The organism is Kineosporiaceae bacterium (assembly GCA_016713225.1).
Lineage (GTDB): Bacteria > Actinomycetota > Actinomycetes > Actinomycetales > Kineosporiaceae > JADJPO01.
Genome location: JADJPO010000001.1, coordinates 216,886 through 233,579 on the forward strand (window position 1 = coordinate 216,886; position 16,694 = coordinate 233,579).

Consider the following 16,694-nt stretch of genomic DNA (forward strand, 5'->3'; position numbering starts at 1 on the left):
TTCAATCAATTGATTGAATCGACTGAATCTGACGAGGGAGTCCCCGATGTCTCGCTGGCTCGGCCGGATCGGTGCACTGACGGCGCGCCGTCCCTGGTGGACGGTCGTGACGTTCGTGCTGTCATTGCTGCTGCTCGGCGGGTTGACCGGAGCGGTCGGGGCCGGGTTCACCGACGAGGTCAGGCTGGGCGACACCGACTCGCAGCGCGCGGCAGACCTGCTCGCGGATCGGTTCCCGGCGGTGGCCGGCGACACCGCAACGCTGGTCTTCCACACCGGCGCAGCGGGCGGGGTCGAGGGGGCCGAGCCGAACTCGGCCATCCGCCGGTGCCTGGCGACGGTGGCCGGGCAGCCGGACGTCGCCACCGTGACGCCGCTGCAGGTCTCGCCGGACGGCACCACCGGCTTCGTCGAGGTGCTCTTCACCCGGACGGCAGCCGATCTCGACGAGGGGCACCTGCTGAGGCTGGAGCAGGGCGTCGACCCGTTGTCGGCGGCCGGGGTGGAGGCCAGCATGCGTGGCCCGGTGGTCGACCGTTGGCGGGATCGACCCACCCCGACCGGTGAGGTGATCGGCCTGCTGGCGGCGATCGTGCTGGTCACGTGGCTGTTCCGCTCGGTGGTCGCCACCCTGGTCACGGTGGGTGCCGCCCTGCTGGGCCTCGCCCTGGGCAACACCGTCCTGGCGCTGGTCTCCGGGTTCGTCGACGTGCCCACCGTGGCGCCCACCATCGCGATCATGCTCGGTCTCGGCGCCGGGGTGGACTACGCGCTCTTCCTGACGGCCCGGTTCCGAGAGCGGCTTCGGGCCGGTGACGACCCGACGTCCGCCGCTTCTCGCGCGACCGGCACCACCGGTTCTGCGGTGGTCACCGCCGGTGCGATCGTCGTGGTCTCGATCTGCGGGCTGTACGTCACCGGGATCACCGTCATCGGCCGGATGGGGCTGGCGGCGGCGATCGTGGTCGCCGTGGCAGCGCTGACCACGGTGACCCTGGTTCCGGCGCTGCTCCGGCTCGCGGGCCACCGTGTGCTGCCGCGCGCCGAGCGTGCCGGTGCGTCCGTCGAGGAGGGGCGCGAGGGTCGGCGGGCCCGGCGGCTGGCGGAGCGGGTGGCCCGGCGCCCGCTGCGGTGGGCGGTCGGCTCCACCGTGCTGTTGCTCGCGCTCGCGGCGCCGGCACTCGACCTGCGGCTCGGCCAGCCGGACGACTCGAACCGGCCGCTCGGCGACACCATGCGCACCGCCTACGAGCGGCTCGCGGACGGCTTCGGTGCGGGGACCAACGGGCCGCTGGTGATCGCGCTCGATCTGCGTGGTGTCGACGACGCCCCGGCCGTGGCCGCTCGCGTGGCCGACCGACTCGCGGTGGCTCCGGGCGTCGCGTCCGTGGCCCCGGCGCAGCTCAACCCGGCCCGGGACGCCGCCGTACTGGCCGTGGTGCCGCAGACGGCGCCGCAGGATGCGGCCACCTCGGACCTGGTCGACCGGATCCGCGGTGACGTCCTGCCCGCGGCCCTCTCGGGGACGGGCGGCAGGGGTCACGTGGGTGGTCAGACCGCCACCTTCGACGACTTGGCGAGCAAGGTGGCGGACAGCCTCGGCCTGCTGATCGGTGTGGTGGTGGCGCTCTCACTGGTCCTGCTGGCGTTCGCGTTCGGCTCGCTGGTGCTGCCGGTGGTGAGCGCGCTGCTCAACCTGCTGTCGATCGCGGCGGCGTACGGCGTGGTGACGCTGGCATTCCAGACCAGGCTCGGCGCCGGCGTGCTCGGAGTGGCCGAGCAGCCGATCGTCTCGTTCGTGCCGATGCTGATGTTCGCCATCCTGTTCGGGCTCAGCATGGACTACAACGTCTTTCTGCTCTCCGCCGTCCGAGAGCAACGGGCCGCCGGTCACGACGCCCGTGCCGCGGTGCCACGCGGTGTCGGGCGGACCGCGAGCCTGATCTCGGTGGCCGGCGCGATCATGACCCTGGTCTTTCTCGGCTTCACGTTCACCACCGAGACCGAGGTGAGGATGATCGGCCTCGGTCTGGCCACCGCCGTGCTGGTGGACGTCACGGTCGTGCGGCTGTTCCTCGCCCCCGCCGTGCTCGAACTGCTGGGTGAGAAGGCCTGGTGGATGCCGTCTCTGCTGCTCAGGGGCGGAATCCGGGCGCTGGACGCAGCTCGATGATCGAACGTGACCCGGCCGGGGTCACCGAGCCCACCTGTAACCCCGCGGACTCCGCCAGCTCGCCGAGTTGGGCCAGCGTGCGTTCGCGGCCGTTGAGGTAGCAGAGCATCCGTAGGTCGCCCTCGGTGTCGGTGGCGGTGGTCACGGCGTCATCGGTGTCGACGTGGTCGATGTGGTCGATGTGGTCGATCACGAACACCGCACCCGATCCGGTCCGGGACGTCGGGTCGGTGATCGTGGCGGCCTCGGCGCAGCGCTGCAGGATGCGCCGGGCGTGCGCGTCGTCCCAGTCGTGCAGCACGCCCGACAGCAGGTAGCCCCCTGCTCCGGCGGGCAGGGCATCGAAGAAGCTGCCCTCGCGCGCGACGGCCCGATCACGCAGGCCCGCGCTCTCGATGGCCGCGGTGGCCCGCGCGATCGGACCGGTCAGATCGACCACGGTTCCGCGCAGGCCCGCGTGCGCCCGCAGGATCGCGATCAGCAAGGTGCCGTCGCCCCCGCCGACATCGACGACGTGTTCCGTTGTGCCCCAGTCGAAAGCCGTGGCCACCACCGGCGCATAGGCCGCCAGCCGGCCGCCCATCAGGGCATCGAAGTCGGCCGAGCGGTGAGCGTCCGCCGCCAGGTCGTCCCAGAAACCGGCCCCGAACCGCTGCGGGAAGGCCGGCACACCGGTCCCGGATCGCCATGGGCGTCACCAGGTCGGCGGCGGCCCACAGCTCGCCACCCCACCGGGTCGATCGCTCGCTCATGGGCGCGATCCCTTCGATGTCATCGAGTCTGGCCGCGCCGGCCGGGCCACGACGGCCGGGCCACGACGAGGTACTCACCGTCGCCGAGGAAGGTCGTGACGAACACCGTGTCGAGGCCTACCGCAGCCAGATCCTCGAGCAGCTCGTCGCGGCGGAACGCCCACAGCGTCAACCGTTCCCGATGGGTGGTGACCGATTCGTCGTCCCCCAGTAGCGCGATCGCCACCTCGAGGTGGTGCGCGTCGTCCCAGGTCTCGCCCATGGTCCAGGCCCGGACGACGATCCCCGATCGGCCGTGTCGGTGCAGCAGTCGATCCTGGACGTCGACCCGGTAGCCCGCTGCCCGGACGTACTCCCAGTCGCGGGCGGCGACCGCGAGGACTCCGTCGGGCGAGAGCAGGTGGGCCATGGCGGCCAGCGCGGCACGTCGCGGCGCGCGACCGGGGGCGTGTGAGATCGAGTTGCCGACGCAGAACACTGCGTCGAACGGACCGGGCACGGCCAGTGCGGGCAGGTCGTCCCAGGTGCACACCGCGGTGGTCAGGTTCACCGCATGATCGGCGGCGAGCTCGCGGGTGCGGACGATCATGGCCGGGCTGGCATCGGTGGCCGTGACGTCGAAGCCGCCCAACGCCAGGCCCACGGCGAGCTGACCGGCGCCGGCAGCGCAGTCGAGCACCCGCCCGCGCTCGGAGATCAGTTCCGCTGCCGGGGCGTAGGCCGCCGCAGCGTCGCGGGGGTCGAGCAGGGCGTCCCGCACCAGCCAGTCGTAGACCTGCGCCAGCTCGGCATAGGGCACGGGCGCCGGCTCGGCGTCCGCCGACTCAGGCATCGTCATCCGCTCGCTCGCGGCCCATCGGGGCAGACATGACGATCACCGTAGGGCCGACCGCCCGAGCCCGCACCTGGCCCCGTGGACCAGATCCGCTGATCGACGTACGGTCGACCGCATGCTGCTCTCGTTGCCCGAAGAGGTCCTGTTGCTGCTGTTGCACGATGTCCGCGGCAAGCCCCTGGTCGACGGCAACGCCCTGAACGCCGCGCTGGCCGGCGCGGCGTTGGTCGAGTTGACCCTCGACGGTGCGCTGCGGCTCACCGGACCCGATGAGCCCGAGGTGAAGCCGGGTCGCCTGGTGGCGACCGGCCGTCCGCCGCAGGACCCGCGACTGGCCGCGATCATCGAACGGATGAACGGCAAGAAGCCCAAGGACGCCATCGGTGCGGCGATCTCGGCGGGGTGGCATCCGGCGCCGACGACGGGCCTGCGTCAGAGCCTGCTGCAGGACCTCGTGCAGAAGTGGTTGCTCACCGAGGAGAAGGGCACGGTCCTCGGCTTCATCCCCACCACCAGTTGGCCGCAAGGTCATCGGCGCGATGTCGAGGACGCGCTCGTGGCCCGGGTGCGCGAGGTCGTCGTGGCCGAGCAGGAACCGGATGCCCGGACCGCGGCGCTGGTCTCGCTGCTCAGCGCGGTCGATGCGTTGCCGAAGCTCTTCCCGGACCAGAACAAGAAGGCGGTGCGGCACCGCGGCAAGCAGGTCAGTGGGAGCAACCTGGCCGGAACCGCCGTCCGCGAGGCCCTGGAGGCGATCCAGGCCGCTCTGGCCGTGGCCGTCACGGTGGCGATCGGGTCGGCGATCATCTCCTCATGACCGCTGATCCGGGGCGGGTGAGGTGTCAGGCGGCGACGACCTGCCGCACCACCAGCCAGCTCGAGCCGGCGGCCACCACCAGGAAGCTCAGGTTCCAGATCACGCGCGGCACCGCGGTGAGCTGGGCGAGCACGGCCGGGTCGTCCCCGCGCGAGCCGGTTCGCATCACCGCGAGCACGTGCCGCCAGGCGCCGACGATCAGCACCAGCCCGGCCCCGATGAGCACCTGCTGCTGCACCTGGTCCGTGCGCCACCACCACAGCGAGGCAAGCCCGGCCACCGCGGCGAGCATCACGATCCCCGTGAAGGCCGAGCGGATCCGGATCACGGCGACGAGCACGATCACCAGCCCCACGGTGATCACCGGCGCCGACCACCCTCGCACGGCCGTCCACACCACGCCGGCCCCGACCAGCGCCGGGGCGGGGTAACCCGCCCAGGTGGTCGCCACCAGTCCGGGGCCGCGCGGCCGCCCGGAGGTCACCGCATGGCCGGACATGTCGCCGCGGACCACGAACCCGGTGAACCGGCGGCCCACGGCGAGGCCCACCATGGCGTGCCCGAGCTCGTGTACCAACGTCACCGCCACCCGCGCCAGGCGCCACAGCCCCGGCACGAACACCAGCGCCGCCGCGACCGTGACCACCACGGCCAGCGCCACGCCGTCCAGCGCGACCCCGTCCGAACCCGCGGCATGCCCGCCGGCCGCGACGGGCACCACCCGCTCGCGCACCTCATCGACCCAGTCCACGCCTGCCATCCGCGCGATCATCGCACCAGATTCGTCAGAACTGCTGTGCAGCGACCGAGAACCGGCTCGAGAAACCGGTGGTGACGAATCTGGTGCGACGGCGTCGGCCGGATCACCTCACGCGGCGGGTCTCATACGCCCAACGGGCGAGTTCGACCCGGTTGCGGGCCGCGAGCTTGGTCATCAGGGCGGCGATGTGGAACTTCACCGTGCCCAGGCTGATGTGCAGCACCTGGGCGATCTCGGCGTTCGTCTGTCCACGTGCCACGGCGAGCAACACGTCCTCCTCCCGACCGGTGAGCGGCTCGAGGGGTTGCGCCACAACGGTGGTCGGATGCTGGGCGACGAAGTCGGCGAGTAGGCGAGCCGTGACCGCGGGGTCGATCAGCGCATCACCCCGCGCCGCCGCGTGGACGGCCTGGATCAGTTGCTCGGGTGGGGCGCCCTTGAGCAGAAAGCCGTGTGCCCCCGCTCGCAGGGCCGCGTGGATGTACTCGTCGGTGTCGAACGTGGTGATCACCACCACGGGGATGGGGTCGTCGGCCTCCGGGCCGGCGATCCGTCGGGTGGCTTCGATGCCGTCGAGCAGCGGCATCCGGATGTCCAGCAGACACACGTCGGGGCGCAGTCGCCGCGCGAGCGCGACGGCCTCGCGGCCGTCGGCGGCCTGTCCGACCACCTCGATGTCGTCCTGGCTGCCCAGGATCGTGGCGAGCCCGGCCCGCACGATGCTCTGGTCGTCGGCGATGAGTATCCGGATCGTCATGCCGGGCTCCCGCTGCGGGCGATGACCGCCTGTACGCGCCAGCCGCCGTCCGGTTTCGGCCCTGCGCTCAGGGTGCCGCCGAGCAGCCGGGCTCGCTCGGCCATGCCGACCAGACCGAAACCCGTCGCGGTCAACCCCGAGCCCGGGGCGGCCACCCGGGTGCCGTCGTCCTCGATCGTCAGCTCGATCCGGGTCGGCCCGCCGGTCACCGTCACCTCGATGCGGGTGGCCTGGCGGGCGTGGCGCCGGGCGTTGGTGATGGACTCCTGGGCGATCCGGTACAGCGCAGCATCCACTCTCGGCGTGAGGTCGGTGAGGTCACCGTCGAGCCGGACGACGAGCCGCGGCGGCTGTGACGTCACCCCGTCGGTGGACCCGTCGGTGGCCAGCCGCGCGAGGTCGGCCACGCCGCGTGGTGGGGCCAGGCTCGGCTGGGTGTGGTGATCGCGCAGGGCACCGACCAGATCACGCATCTCGGTGAGGGTACGGGCCGCCTCGCGGTCGATCACCTCCAACGCCTGCGTGGCGTCGGCCAGGGCGCCGGAGCGCGCCAGGAAGAGCCCGGCCTGCGCCTGGATCGCGATCGCGGAGACGTGATGGGCCACCGTGTCGTGCAGCTCGCGCGCCAACTCCTCCCGTTCGTGCAGCCGGGCCTGCTCGACCAGGTGCTCCCGGGCGGCGCTGCGGAACCGCGCCGTGACCCCGGCCGCCGCCGTGCACGCCACCACGGCCACCCCGCCGAGGGCGTCGGTGACTCCGGTGCCGTCACTGGCGATGCTCGCCCCGACCCCCAGCCCGATGACGCCGAGGCCGAGCATGATCTCGCGGCCCGAACCCCACCGCCACAGTGCGTACAGCGGCACGAGCACCACGGCGCCGCTGTAGAGCACCACCGGTGGGGCGGCGGCGAGCAGCGCCGCGGCGTCCACGATGGCGAACCCGCCGAAGGCCAGGGCGATTGCGGCCAGGCGGTGAGAGCGCCGGATCACGACCGCGGTGGCCAGCAGGACGCCGAGCGTCGCGGCCGCCGGGGGCCAGGCCAGGTCGTGACGCACCAGGACCTCGATCGCGGTCACGATCAGCACCGCGGCAGCCAGCAGGACATCACACCGGGTGCGTGGGGGCGGGTTGGCCACGGCGGGCTCGCGCCACCACGCCACCGCTGCACGCCTCACGTTCTCAGCGTAGGCAGCAGCAGGCTCCGAGCGGGCCAGCCGATCGACCGGGTGTGACCGTGCCCGACCTGGCCGATCGGCCAGATCGAGTGTGGCCCCGGGACGGATGTGGCCCGTGGGCCGGCGACCGCAGGCTGGAGGGAGCGCACCGAGGCACAGTTCGCCCCGACCCGAGGAGATTTCGATGACCACTCAGCAGACATCGACACCCCACCGCACCCCGACCCTGCACGACAGTCGGATCGACACCAAGATCGTGCTCAGCGGCCTGTGGATCACCATGCTGTTCGTGTTCGCCTACGTCGACATCTTCGGCTTCTGGCGGGCCGATGTGATCCAGGGCGCGTTGGCCCGCGAGGTCCCGATCACGGGGTTCACGGTCGATCAGAGGTTCCTGGTGTTCACCACGCTGTACACGCTGATCCCGAGCCTGATGGTGGCGGTGTGCCTGATCGCCCCGGCACGCGCCAACCGGGTGGCCAACCTCGCCGTGAGTGCGCTGTACGCCGCATCGGTGATCGTCAACATGATCGGCGACAGCTGGATCTACTACCTGCTGGGCAGCGCTGTCGAGGTGGTGTTGCTGCTCGCCATCGCGCGCATCGCCTGGGCCTGGCCTCGCCATGCGGCGTGACCCCGCAGCGGCTGCGATCTCGACTGGCGTGTTGCCGGATTTGATGCGATGGTCTCGCCGGACCAGCACGCCCAGGCGCCGAGGTACGGAGCGAGCATGCAACCACCGGACGGCGCCCGCACCTTTCTCACCACAGGGGATGCCTACGACGCCTTCATGGGCCGCTACTCCGTGGCGCTGGCAACGGATTTCGCCGAGAGCAGCGGGGTCACCGCGGGCGAGCGCGCGCTCGACGTGGGCTGTGGCCCGGGGGCGTTGACCGCCGAGCTGGTCCGGCGGCTGGGTGCCGAGAGTGTGGCGAGCTGTGATCCGTCGCCGCCGTTCGTGCAGGTGTGCGCGACACGCAATCCAGGAGTGCCGGTGCGCCAGGGGCGCGCCGAGGAGCTGCCCTATGACGACGGGTCGTTCGAGGTGGCGCTGGCCCAGCTCGTGCTCCACTTCGTGAGCGATCCCTCCGCGGCCGGCGCGGAACTGATCCGGGTGCTGCGTCCGGGCGGGCGGGTCGCGGTCTGCGTGTGGGATTTCGAGCGAGGTATGCAGATGCTGCGGGCGTTCTGGGATGCCGCGCTCGCCCTCGATGCCAACGCGCCCGACGAGCTGCGGGTGATGCGTTTCGGTCGGGCGGCCGAGCTGGCGGAGTTCCTGACCGGGGCGGGATTCACCGACGTGGTCGAACAGGAACTGACCGTCGACTCGACCTATGCCGGCTTCGACGAGCTGTGGCGGGGCTTCCTCGCGGGGATCGGCCCGGCCGGAAGCTACTGCGTGGCGCTGCCCGAGACCCGGCAGGCCGACCTGCGGGCCGAGCTCTTCGAGCGGGTGGGCTCGCCGTCCGGAGCGTTCACGTTGCAGGCCACCGCTCGCGCGGCTGTCGGGACGCGCCCGGGCTGACTTGACTCTGACACCGTGTCAGGGGGGATAACCGACGCATGGTGTCCATCGGAGAGTTCGCTCGCCTCGGTCAGGTCACGGTGCGCATGCTGCGTCACTACGACCAGATCGGCCTGCTGACCCCTGACCGGGTCGACCCGGCGTCGGGGTACCGCAGCTACGCCGCCGACCAACTCGCCCGGCTGCACCGGATCGTCGCCCTGAAGGACCTCGGGTTCACCCTCGATGCGGTGCACCGGATGCTGGACGACGACCTGGCGGCCGAGGAGTTGCGCGGCATGTTGCGACTGCGGCAGATCGAGTTGGTCACCGAGCACGCTCAGGCGCAGGCGCGTCTGGCCGGGGTCGAGCACCGCCTCCGGCTGATCGAGAAGGAGAAGCAGATGTCGCAGGTCGAGTACGTCGTGAAGTCCCTGCCCGCCCGCACGGTCGCCGTCCGACCGGCGAGTGTCGGCTCGCCGGAAGAGATCGCCGGTGTGATGGGGCGGTTGTTCGGCGAGGTGGCGCAGGCGATCGGGGCCGCCGGCGGCCGACCCGAGAGCGCGTTGGCCACCTATTCCTCGGACGACGAGGGTGGCGTGAACATGCTGGTGGGCTTCGACTACGCGGGCGCCGAGGCACCGGGGTTCGAGGTGCACACGTTGCCCGCGATCGAGGCGGTGTGTGCGGTGCATCTGGGTGCCATGGACACCATCGGGGCGTCCTGGCAGGCGCTGTTCAGCTGGGTGGAGGCCCAGGGCTGGAAGCCCACCGGTCCGTGCCGCGAGATCTACCTGAAGGCATTCCCGTTGGACGACCAGTCCGGCTGGGTCACCGAGCTGCAGCAGCCCGTCACCCGCTGAGGCGCTCGGGTTCACCCGGGTGGGACTTCGTGGAGTTGACCACCGAAGTCGGTGGTCAACTCCACGAAGCTGTCACGGTCCAGGGCTCTTTCGTGGGGCGGAGGACGAGAACGGTCGAGGTGTCCAAGACCCCTCGGGACGGCCCGGTGGTCACAGCTGCGCATCCAGGAACTCGTCCAGGTCGGCCTGCAGCGCGGCGGGGTCGACTGGTGGCACGTGGCGTCGGCTGGCGATGAGCTCTGACGTGGGTCGGCTCGGCCGGGTCAGCGATAGGCCGAGCGCGTCCAGGGCGCGCAGGATGTGGGGCTCGTGATGCCCGGGGTCGTCGGCCTCGATCTCGGAGCGAGACCACCAGCGCACGCCTGCGAACTCGCCGGCATCGGGGGTGAGGTCATCGCCGACCCGGCCGCGTAGCGCGAACCACAAGCTCACGTCGACGTGCCGCGGGCCGGAATGCGCGGTCGTCCGGGTCACGGTGAGCAGGAACGGCGCCTCACCGAGCGCCGGGTCGAACTCGGCCTCGACGCCGAGCTCCTCGACCACCTCACGCCGCACGGTGTCGGTCGGGTCCTCACCCGGCTCGACGTGGCCGCCGGTGGGCAACCACAGCCCGGCCAGCCGATGATCACACAGCAGCACCCGGCCGGCGGCCCGGTCGACCAGCAGGAAGTAGGCCACCAGGTGCTGCGGCGGGGTGTCGGGTTTGATCCGACGGTAGATGTCCTCGGTCGCCGCCAGCCACGTCAGCGCCTGCTCGCGGTGCCGGACGCCGAGGTCGTCGCGCGGCATCCACGCCGAGACGGTCGCCACGACCTGCCGGTGCGGGCTAGTCACGACCTGACCGTAACCCGCGTGCTGCGTCAGCCCGCACTAGGGTGCCGGGATGACCGAGGTGCTGCTGTTCCATCACGTGCTGGGCTTGACACCCGGCGTCCAGGCCTTCGCCGAGACCTTGCGCGAGGCCGGGCACACCGTGCACACGCCGGATCTGTTCGACGGGCGAACCTTTGCCTCGATCGGCGACGGCATCGAGCACGTGCAGTCGATCGGCTTCGGCGCCGTGATCGGGGCCGGAGCGCATGCCGCCGATTCCCTGCCCACCGACCTGGTCTACGCCGGGTTCTCGCTCGGAGTGCTGCCGGCACAGTTGCTCGCCCAGACCCGCCTGGGCGCTCGCGGCGCCCTGTTCCTGTACTCCTGCGCGCCCGTGCAGGAGTTCTCGCCCTCCTGGCCGCACGGCGTCCCGGTGCAGATCCATGGCAAGGACGCCGACCCGTTCTTCGCCGACGAAGGTGACCTGGACGCCGCCCGCGCCCTGGTCGCCGCGGCCCCGGACGACGCCGAGTTGTTCCTCTACCCGGGCCGCGAGCACCTGTTCGCCGAGCAGGGCTTCGCCGACTTCGACCCGGACGCCACCGCGTTGCTCACCCGGCGGACCCTGGCCTTCCTGGCGCGGGTGGGGTGAGGTCGGCCCATGACCCGGCAGCTCACCGCCCCGCCCAAGGCCCGCCCGGGCGAGCGGGTCGCGGTGCTGTCGCCGTCCTTCGCCGCGCCGGCCGTGGCACCCACGGTGCACGAGCAGGCGATGCGACGCCTGGCCGAGGTCACCGGTCTGGTGCCGGTCGAGTACCCCACCACCCGACGGCTCGACGCCAGCGCCCGTGACCGCGCGGCCGACCTCGACGCCGCCTTCGCCGACCCGTCGGTGCGCGCGATCGTGGCCACCATCGGCGGTGAGGACCAGATCACCGTCGTTCCACACCTGAACGCCGAGGCGGCCCGTGCCGACCCCAAGCCGTTCGTCGGCTACAGCGACAACACCAACCTGACCCACTGGTTGTGGCACCACGGCATCGCGAGCTTCTACGGCGGCTCGACCCAGGTGCACCTCGGGCCCGGGCCGCACGTGGACGACGTCCATGTCGCCTCGCTGCGGGCGGCGCTGCTGACCGGCGAGCGGCTCGAGCTCACCGACCCGGGGGAGTCGGAGGACATCGGTCTGGACTGGGACGACCCGTTGGCGCTGACCACGTTCGGCGAGCGGGAACCGACCGAGCCGTGGACCTGGCACGGTCCGGCGCGCGTGGTCACGGGAGCCACCTGGGGCGGCTGCATCGAGGTGCTGCAGTGGATCCTCACGGCCGGCCGCTTCACCGGGCCGCCGAGCGACCTGGCCGGCGCCGTCCTGCTGGTCGAGACCTCCGAGGACCTGATCCCGGCTCGGGAGGTCGGCTGGATCCTGCGGTCGCTGGGGGAGCGGGGGTTGCTGGCCGAGCTGGCCGGCGTCCTGGTCGCCCGTCCGCCGACCTCGGACTTCATGCGGCGCCCCGACCCGGCCGAACGCGCCCGGCTGCGCGCCGAGCAGCGTGACGTCGCGGTGGCGACGATCGCGCGCTACAACCCGGACGCCGTGGTCTGCGTCGGCGTCCCGTTCGGGCACACCCGGCCGCAGTGGATCGTGCCGCACGGCGGCCAGGTCACCCTGGACGGCGTGCAGCACCGCGTGTTCGCCGACTACGCCTGACCGGCCCGACGGCCCGGTTCGGGTAGGGCTCAGTTCGGGTAGGGCTCAGCGCGGGTAGGGGCCGTGCCGCCCGGGGTGCACCCGATGCGGCAGCCACAGGTCGCGGCCGTCCTCGTCCGGGGTCGTGCCGTCCGGGAACCACACCGGTGCCTGCCCGGGCAGGCGCAACGCCACCAGGTGATCTGCGCAGACCAGCAACACCTGCAGATCGGTCGCGGCGACCACGTCCTCGAACAGGCGGCGCGCGGTCTGCTCGAGCAGTCGCTCGCGCGCCTCTCCCGTGCCGTACCCGCGCAGCGCCCACAACAGGCGGTACTCGTCGTAAGCGGACTGCCAGGCGACCGGCAGCTCGTTCTCGTCGTCGGCCGGCGCGTTGGCCAGGTCGTTGTCGGCCACCACCCCACCGAGGGCGAACTGCTGATCCGGCAGGTCCCGGGCCAGAAACGGCTCGTCGTCCGGCGTTCGGGTACCCCGCAGGTCGGGCAGCGCCCCGGCCAGCACCTCGGCCAGCGCCGACGGTGTCAGCTCCGCCTCGACGAAGAGGACGGCGGACTCACTCACGGCAGGGTGACCGAGGAGCCGTCGGCGAGGATGATCGTGGCCTTCGAGGGCATGGTCTGACCGTACTGCGTGGCCTGCCCCTGGGCGCGGGCCCAGCCCTGGCGCGCGGCGTCCTCGGTCAGTCCGGCAGCGCGCCCGTCGATCACGACGACGCCGTCCGTGGTCTGTTTGGCCGCGTCCAACAGGTTGCGGCGCACCGCGGTGGACGAGCCACTCTCGAGCGTCTTGAACTCGACGATGGTGCCGGGGTCCGTCGCCGAGGTGCGCACCATGGTGTCGGGGTTCTTCTGCCCCGAGGCGTGGTCGGGCACCCGGGCGTCGACCCGCGCCCCCTCGTTCTGCTCCAGCCAATCGGCGATCGCCCGCTCCTTGGCGGTCATGGAACCGGCCGGGTCGACGACGCCGGGCTCGAAGGCCTCACCCAGCGCACCCTTGGTGAACGCCGGGTCGGCGACGACCGCGGCGTCGGGCGTGTGGGCGGCGGCGTCCTCGGCCTGATCGGCGGCCTCGTCGGCCGCCTTGGCCTGGGCTGTCACGTCGTCGCAACCCCCGGCCGCGATCAGCCGGAGGGCGCCGCGCATCGGGCGCCCCGCGCCCATGGCCGCCCGTCCGGGCACCCCACCGACGCTCACCGGGCCGATGGCCAGCGGGCATCCGATCTCTCGCGCCTTGGCCGCGGCATCGTCGGCTGCCTTCCGGGCCCGGATCGCCGCCGCCTCGGCGTCGGCGGCCTTGCCCGCCCGGGCGGCCGCCTCGGCGGCGTCGGCGGCGCGGTCGGCGTCCGAGGCCAGGTCGCTCACCCGGTCGATCACGCGGGCGGCGTCCGCCGCCAGGTCGGCGGCCTTGGCTCCCTTGGCGATCTTCGCGCCACGGGCCACGCCCGCTGCGATGTCACCGACCGGGATGAAGAAGGACCCGATGTTCCACAGCTCGCGGCCGATTGCGCCGCCGTAGTCGCCCCGGTCCCACCGGGAGGAGACCTCCTCGGACCAGATCAGCTCGCTGACGGTGTCCACCGGGTGGGTCACGGCCTGCCACAGGCCCTTGCCGACGGAGACCGGGTCGGTGATCAGGTCGCCGGCCAGGCCCACCAGACCGGTCACGTCGCTCCAGGCGCCCTGGAACACGTTGGCGATGCCACTGCCGGTCTGCTTCAGGGCGCAGTTCCAGAACCCGGAACAGAACGGTTCCTCGGCAGGTGGTGCGTCGGTGGCGTCGGTCCCGTCGTCTCGCACGGTGATCCCGCTGCCATCGGCCCGCGCGGCGGCGCCGGGTCCGGCGGGGTCGCCAGCACCGGTCCCGCCCGGGCCGCCCGCTGCCGTGCTCGACCCGCCCGACCCCCGACCCGCCCGAGCCGTCCCCGCACCCCTCGCCCGACATGATGCGGCAGACGGCGCTGCCGACGTCGGAGCTGATCGTGGATCCCACACCCGAGCCGGCGATGGCTGCGATGATCACCGCCACCACCACCAGGACGCCGAGGTACTCGGCCGCCGTCACGCCGTTGTCCGGCCGACGGAGCAGCTGCCGGAACCGGCCGCCACCCGCGCCGTTCGAGGCCAGGGCGAAGAAGTCGCGTGACTCCGGCCGCAGCACGAACACCAACAGCAGCACCGGCAGGATCAGTTGGCCGAATCCGCGGGCCTCGCCGCGGCCGATCGTCCCGAGGGCGCCGAGCAACCAGAAACCGGCGACCACCAGGGACAGCGTGTAACGCCACCGCCCACCGCGTTCGAGGTGGACGGCCACGAGGAACGCCACCACGCCGGGCCAGACCGCCCACACCATCCGGCCCACGGTCGCGCCGTCCGGGCCGGTGAGCAGCACTCCCACGGCCACCAGAGCGCTGAAGAACGCCCCCAGGTAGAGCACCACCCGAGCGGACTTCACCGGGCCCGGCAGAGTGCTCGGACCGTACTGGTCGTTGGAGATCACATCGGGAGCCTAGAAGGGGACGAAGGCACCCAGAAGGGTTCCGCGGCCTAACCCGGGGTGGCGCCGTTGGGCCCAGGGGCCCCAGGCGGCCACGGCACCATCACGTGCAAGGCCTGCGGCACCACCTGGATCTCGATCGGGGTGGTGCCGACGATCTCGCCGTCCACGTCGACCGGCAACGGCCGGTCGGTGCTCACCGTGAAGTCGCCGCCGAGCAGAAAACCCTTGTGCTCGCTGGGATGTCGCGGCGTCAGCACCTGTCGCACCGTGGCCCGCACGGTCGAGAACCGTGACCGCCCGCCGAGGGTGTAGGCCATCAGCAGGCCGTCGTCCAGGCTGGCATCGGCCGAGATCGCCGTTCCGGCGTGCATCGACCCGTTGGCGACGTTCAGCTGATGGGTGCGAACCCGCCAGGTCGTCGTCCCGCTGCGCACCTCGGCGGTGAACGGCTGGTGCCGTACCAGGGTTCGCGCCCCGGTGAGGGCATAGGCCGGCCGCCCGATCCGCCGCTTGAGCTGGTGCGGGGTCCGCCCGGCAACCTCGCCCGAGATGCCGATGCTCACCAGGTTGGCGAAGTACCGGTCGTCGACCCGACCCAGATCGATGTCGGCGACCCTGCCCTGGTTGATCACGTCCACGGCGCCGGACAGCTTCAACGGCAACCCGAGCGAGCGGCCGAAGTTGTTCGTCGTCCCCAGCGGCAGGTAGCCCAGCACGGTCGGTGAGTGCGCCAGGTGGTGGACGACGTGCGAGACCGTGCCGTCGCCGCTGCCCACCACGAGCAGGTCGGGTTGCTCGGCCGCCAGCCGGGGTAGCAGCGCGGGCAACTGCCCGGCCGGGTCGCTGATCAGGTGTTCGGCGTCGATGCTCCAGCCGCCGGCCTCCAGCGCTCTTCGGGCAGCCCGGTGCTGCGCGGCGCCTCGCCGGGAGCGCACGTTGATCAGCAAGGTGAGTCGCCGGTTGCGGTGCAGCCGCTCCTGCAAGGGATGGGTCACCTCAGCATTCAAGCCGGTCGGTCCCGGCTCACGCGACCGCTGGCCAGATCGGGTGAGACCCGGATGGGATCCGGATGCCCGGATCGGTCGGCGCCATCGCGCCATCGCGCCATCGCGCCATCGCGCCATCACAACATGGTCAGGCTCAGGCCGGTCAGCTCCTCACTGCGCGTCCACAACCGCCGGGCCAACTCCTCGTCCTGCGCCCACGGACTCAGGCGTGCCGGGCCGACGGGTCCGCGCACCTCGCGAAAGCGTTGCGGTCCCGAGTAGCTACCCGGTTCGGCCAGCGAGGCGGCGTACAGGATCGCCTCGGCGCCGCCCTCTGCGCCGGGTAGCACCAGTCGCATGAACACGGGTGCCACCGCGGCCACGATCCGGTTGGCGCCCATGCCATCTGGACTCGACACCAGGTTCGTCACGGCCACCCCGGGGTGCGCGGCGGTCGAGGTCAGGCGTGACCCGGCGGCCAGCGCACGCCGATGCAGCTCCCGGGCGAACAGCAGGTTCGCCAGTTTCGACTGCCCGTAGGACACGTTCGGGTCGTATCCGGCGGCCGGATTGCCCGCGACCACCCGGTCGTCGCCTCGGTGGTGAGCGATGGAGGAGACGGTGGTGACCCGCGGTGCCGGGGCGGCCAACAGCGCCGGCAGCAACCGCGCGGTCAACGCGAAGTGACCCAGGTGATTGGTGCCGAACTGCAGTTCGTGGCCGTCGACCGTGGTGCGATACCTCGGCGGGGCCATCACGCCGGCGTTGTTGATCAGCAGGTCCACCGGGCCGTCGATCGCCTCCGCGAACTCGCGAACCGATTGCTGCGAGGCCAGATCGAGGTGGGCCACCGAGGTGTCACCGGCGATGCCGGCCGCGATGGCCCGGCCGGCCTCGACATTGCGCACCGCCAGGACGACGTGCGCCCCGTGCGCTGCCAGCTCGCGGGCCTGCACCGCCCCGATGCCGGAGTTGGAGCCGGTGACGATCGCGCGCCGGCCCCCGAGATCGCCGAGCTGTGCGGGCGTGAAGCCCATGGATGCTCCTCTGGT

Annotated in this window: 17 protein-coding genes; 7 read left to right on the top strand and 10 right to left on the bottom strand. The window is 72.0% G+C overall.

The features are described from left to right. Positions 1-46 precede the first annotated feature (46 nt). Entirely contained in the window at positions 47-2,173 is a 2,127-nt protein-coding gene (locus IPK24_00915) for an MMPL family transporter (protein MBK8074133.1), read from the top strand. Here the strand turns inward: IPK24_00915 and IPK24_00920 are convergent. Together IPK24_00920 and IPK24_00925 are read right to left on the bottom strand one after the other, a co-directional pair. Then, positions 2,136-2,843 (bottom strand): hypothetical protein, encoded by a 708-nt coding sequence (locus tag IPK24_00920; protein MBK8074134.1) that lies wholly within the window; start codon positions 2,841-2,843, stop codon positions 2,136-2,138. The genes IPK24_00915 and IPK24_00920 overlap by 38 nt on opposite strands. 101 nt (positions 2,844-2,944) lie before the next feature. Then, on the bottom strand, positions 2,945-3,763 hold the full coding sequence (locus IPK24_00925; protein MBK8074135.1) for a class I SAM-dependent methyltransferase: 819 nt from the start codon (positions 3,761-3,763) through the stop codon (positions 2,945-2,947). A 112-nt stretch (positions 3,764-3,875) separates the two neighbouring features. Here IPK24_00925 and IPK24_00930 point away from each other — a divergent pair, with 112 nt between their 5' ends. After that, positions 3,876-4,577 (top strand): GPP34 family phosphoprotein, encoded by a 702-nt coding sequence (locus IPK24_00930; protein ID MBK8074136.1) that lies wholly within the window; start codon positions 3,876-3,878, stop codon positions 4,575-4,577. Positions 4,578-4,602: 25 nt separating this feature from the next. Here IPK24_00930 and IPK24_00935 read toward each other — a convergent pair whose 3' ends face one another. The 3 genes from IPK24_00935 to IPK24_00945 all read right to left on the bottom strand — a co-directional run bounded on the left by IPK24_00935 (position 4,603) and on the right by IPK24_00945 (position 7,269). Continuing rightward, the gene (locus IPK24_00935) at positions 4,603-5,337 is read right to left on the bottom strand and encodes a M50 family metallopeptidase (protein ID MBK8074137.1); all 735 of its coding nucleotides are present in this window, start codon (positions 5,335-5,337) and stop codon (positions 4,603-4,605) included. Positions 5,338-5,440: 103 nt separating this feature from the next. Next, positions 5,441-6,094 carry a response regulator transcription factor gene (locus IPK24_00940; protein ID MBK8074138.1) on the bottom strand — a complete coding sequence of 218 codons (654 nt, stop codon included), beginning with the start codon at positions 6,092-6,094 and terminating at the stop codon, positions 5,441-5,443. After that, a complete protein-coding gene (locus IPK24_00945; protein ID MBK8074139.1) occupies positions 6,091-7,269 on the bottom strand; it encodes a sensor histidine kinase in 1,179 nt (392 codons plus the stop codon). The genes IPK24_00940 and IPK24_00945 overlap by 4 nt, the downstream gene beginning before the upstream one ends. 184 nt (positions 7,270-7,453) lie before the next feature. Here IPK24_00945 and IPK24_00950 point away from each other — a divergent pair, with 184 nt between their 5' ends. From IPK24_00950 to IPK24_00960, 3 genes are all read left to right on the top strand, one after another. After that, positions 7,454-7,903 (top strand): hypothetical protein, encoded by a 450-nt coding sequence (locus IPK24_00950; GenBank protein ID MBK8074140.1) that lies wholly within the window; start codon positions 7,454-7,456, stop codon positions 7,901-7,903. Between the two features lie 96 nt (positions 7,904-7,999). Beyond that, entirely contained in the window at positions 8,000-8,794 is a 795-nt protein-coding gene (locus IPK24_00955) for a methyltransferase domain-containing protein (protein ID MBK8074141.1), read from the top strand. A gap of 38 nt (positions 8,795-8,832) precedes the next feature. Next, positions 8,833-9,636: a MerR family transcriptional regulator gene (locus IPK24_00960; GenBank protein ID MBK8074142.1), complete on the top strand. Its 804-nt coding sequence runs from the start codon at positions 8,833-8,835 to the stop codon at positions 9,634-9,636. Between the two features lie 150 nt (positions 9,637-9,786). Here the strand turns inward: IPK24_00960 and IPK24_00965 are convergent, their stop codons facing one another. After that, positions 9,787-10,425, bottom strand: coding sequence for an NUDIX domain-containing protein (locus IPK24_00965; GenBank protein MBK8074143.1), 639 nt, complete (start codon positions 10,423-10,425; stop codon positions 9,787-9,789). Between the two features lie 94 nt (positions 10,426-10,519). Between IPK24_00965 and IPK24_00970 the strand changes: the two genes are divergently transcribed. Beyond that, a complete protein-coding gene (locus IPK24_00970; protein MBK8074144.1) occupies positions 10,520-11,101 on the top strand; it encodes a dienelactone hydrolase family protein in 582 nt (193 codons plus the stop codon). Positions 11,102-11,110: 9 nt separating this feature from the next. Continuing rightward, complete coding sequence (locus IPK24_00975; GenBank protein ID MBK8074145.1) at positions 11,111-12,160, top strand: LD-carboxypeptidase; 1,050 nt, start codon at positions 11,111-11,113, stop codon at positions 12,158-12,160. A 45-nt stretch (positions 12,161-12,205) separates the two neighbouring features. Here the strand turns inward: IPK24_00975 and IPK24_00980 are convergent, their stop codons facing one another. The 4 genes from IPK24_00980 to IPK24_00995 all read right to left on the bottom strand — a co-directional run bounded on the left by IPK24_00980 (position 12,206) and on the right by IPK24_00995 (position 16,679). Then, on the bottom strand, positions 12,206-12,721 hold the full coding sequence (locus IPK24_00980; protein MBK8074146.1) for a hypothetical protein: 516 nt from the start codon (positions 12,719-12,721) through the stop codon (positions 12,206-12,208). Then, positions 12,718-13,824 (bottom strand): hypothetical protein, encoded by a 1,107-nt coding sequence (locus tag IPK24_00985; GenBank protein MBK8074147.1) that lies wholly within the window; start codon positions 13,822-13,824, stop codon positions 12,718-12,720. The genes IPK24_00980 and IPK24_00985 overlap by 4 nt, the downstream gene beginning before the upstream one ends. An 879-nt stretch (positions 13,825-14,703) precedes the next feature. Further along, complete coding sequence (locus tag IPK24_00990) at positions 14,704-15,651, bottom strand: YegS/Rv2252/BmrU family lipid kinase (GenBank protein ID MBK8074148.1); 948 nt, start codon at positions 15,649-15,651, stop codon at positions 14,704-14,706. 128 nt (positions 15,652-15,779) lie between these two features. Next, positions 15,780-16,679 (bottom strand): SDR family NAD(P)-dependent oxidoreductase, encoded by a 900-nt coding sequence (locus IPK24_00995; GenBank protein MBK8074149.1) that lies wholly within the window; start codon positions 16,677-16,679, stop codon positions 15,780-15,782. Positions 16,680-16,694: the final 15 nt, after the last annotated feature.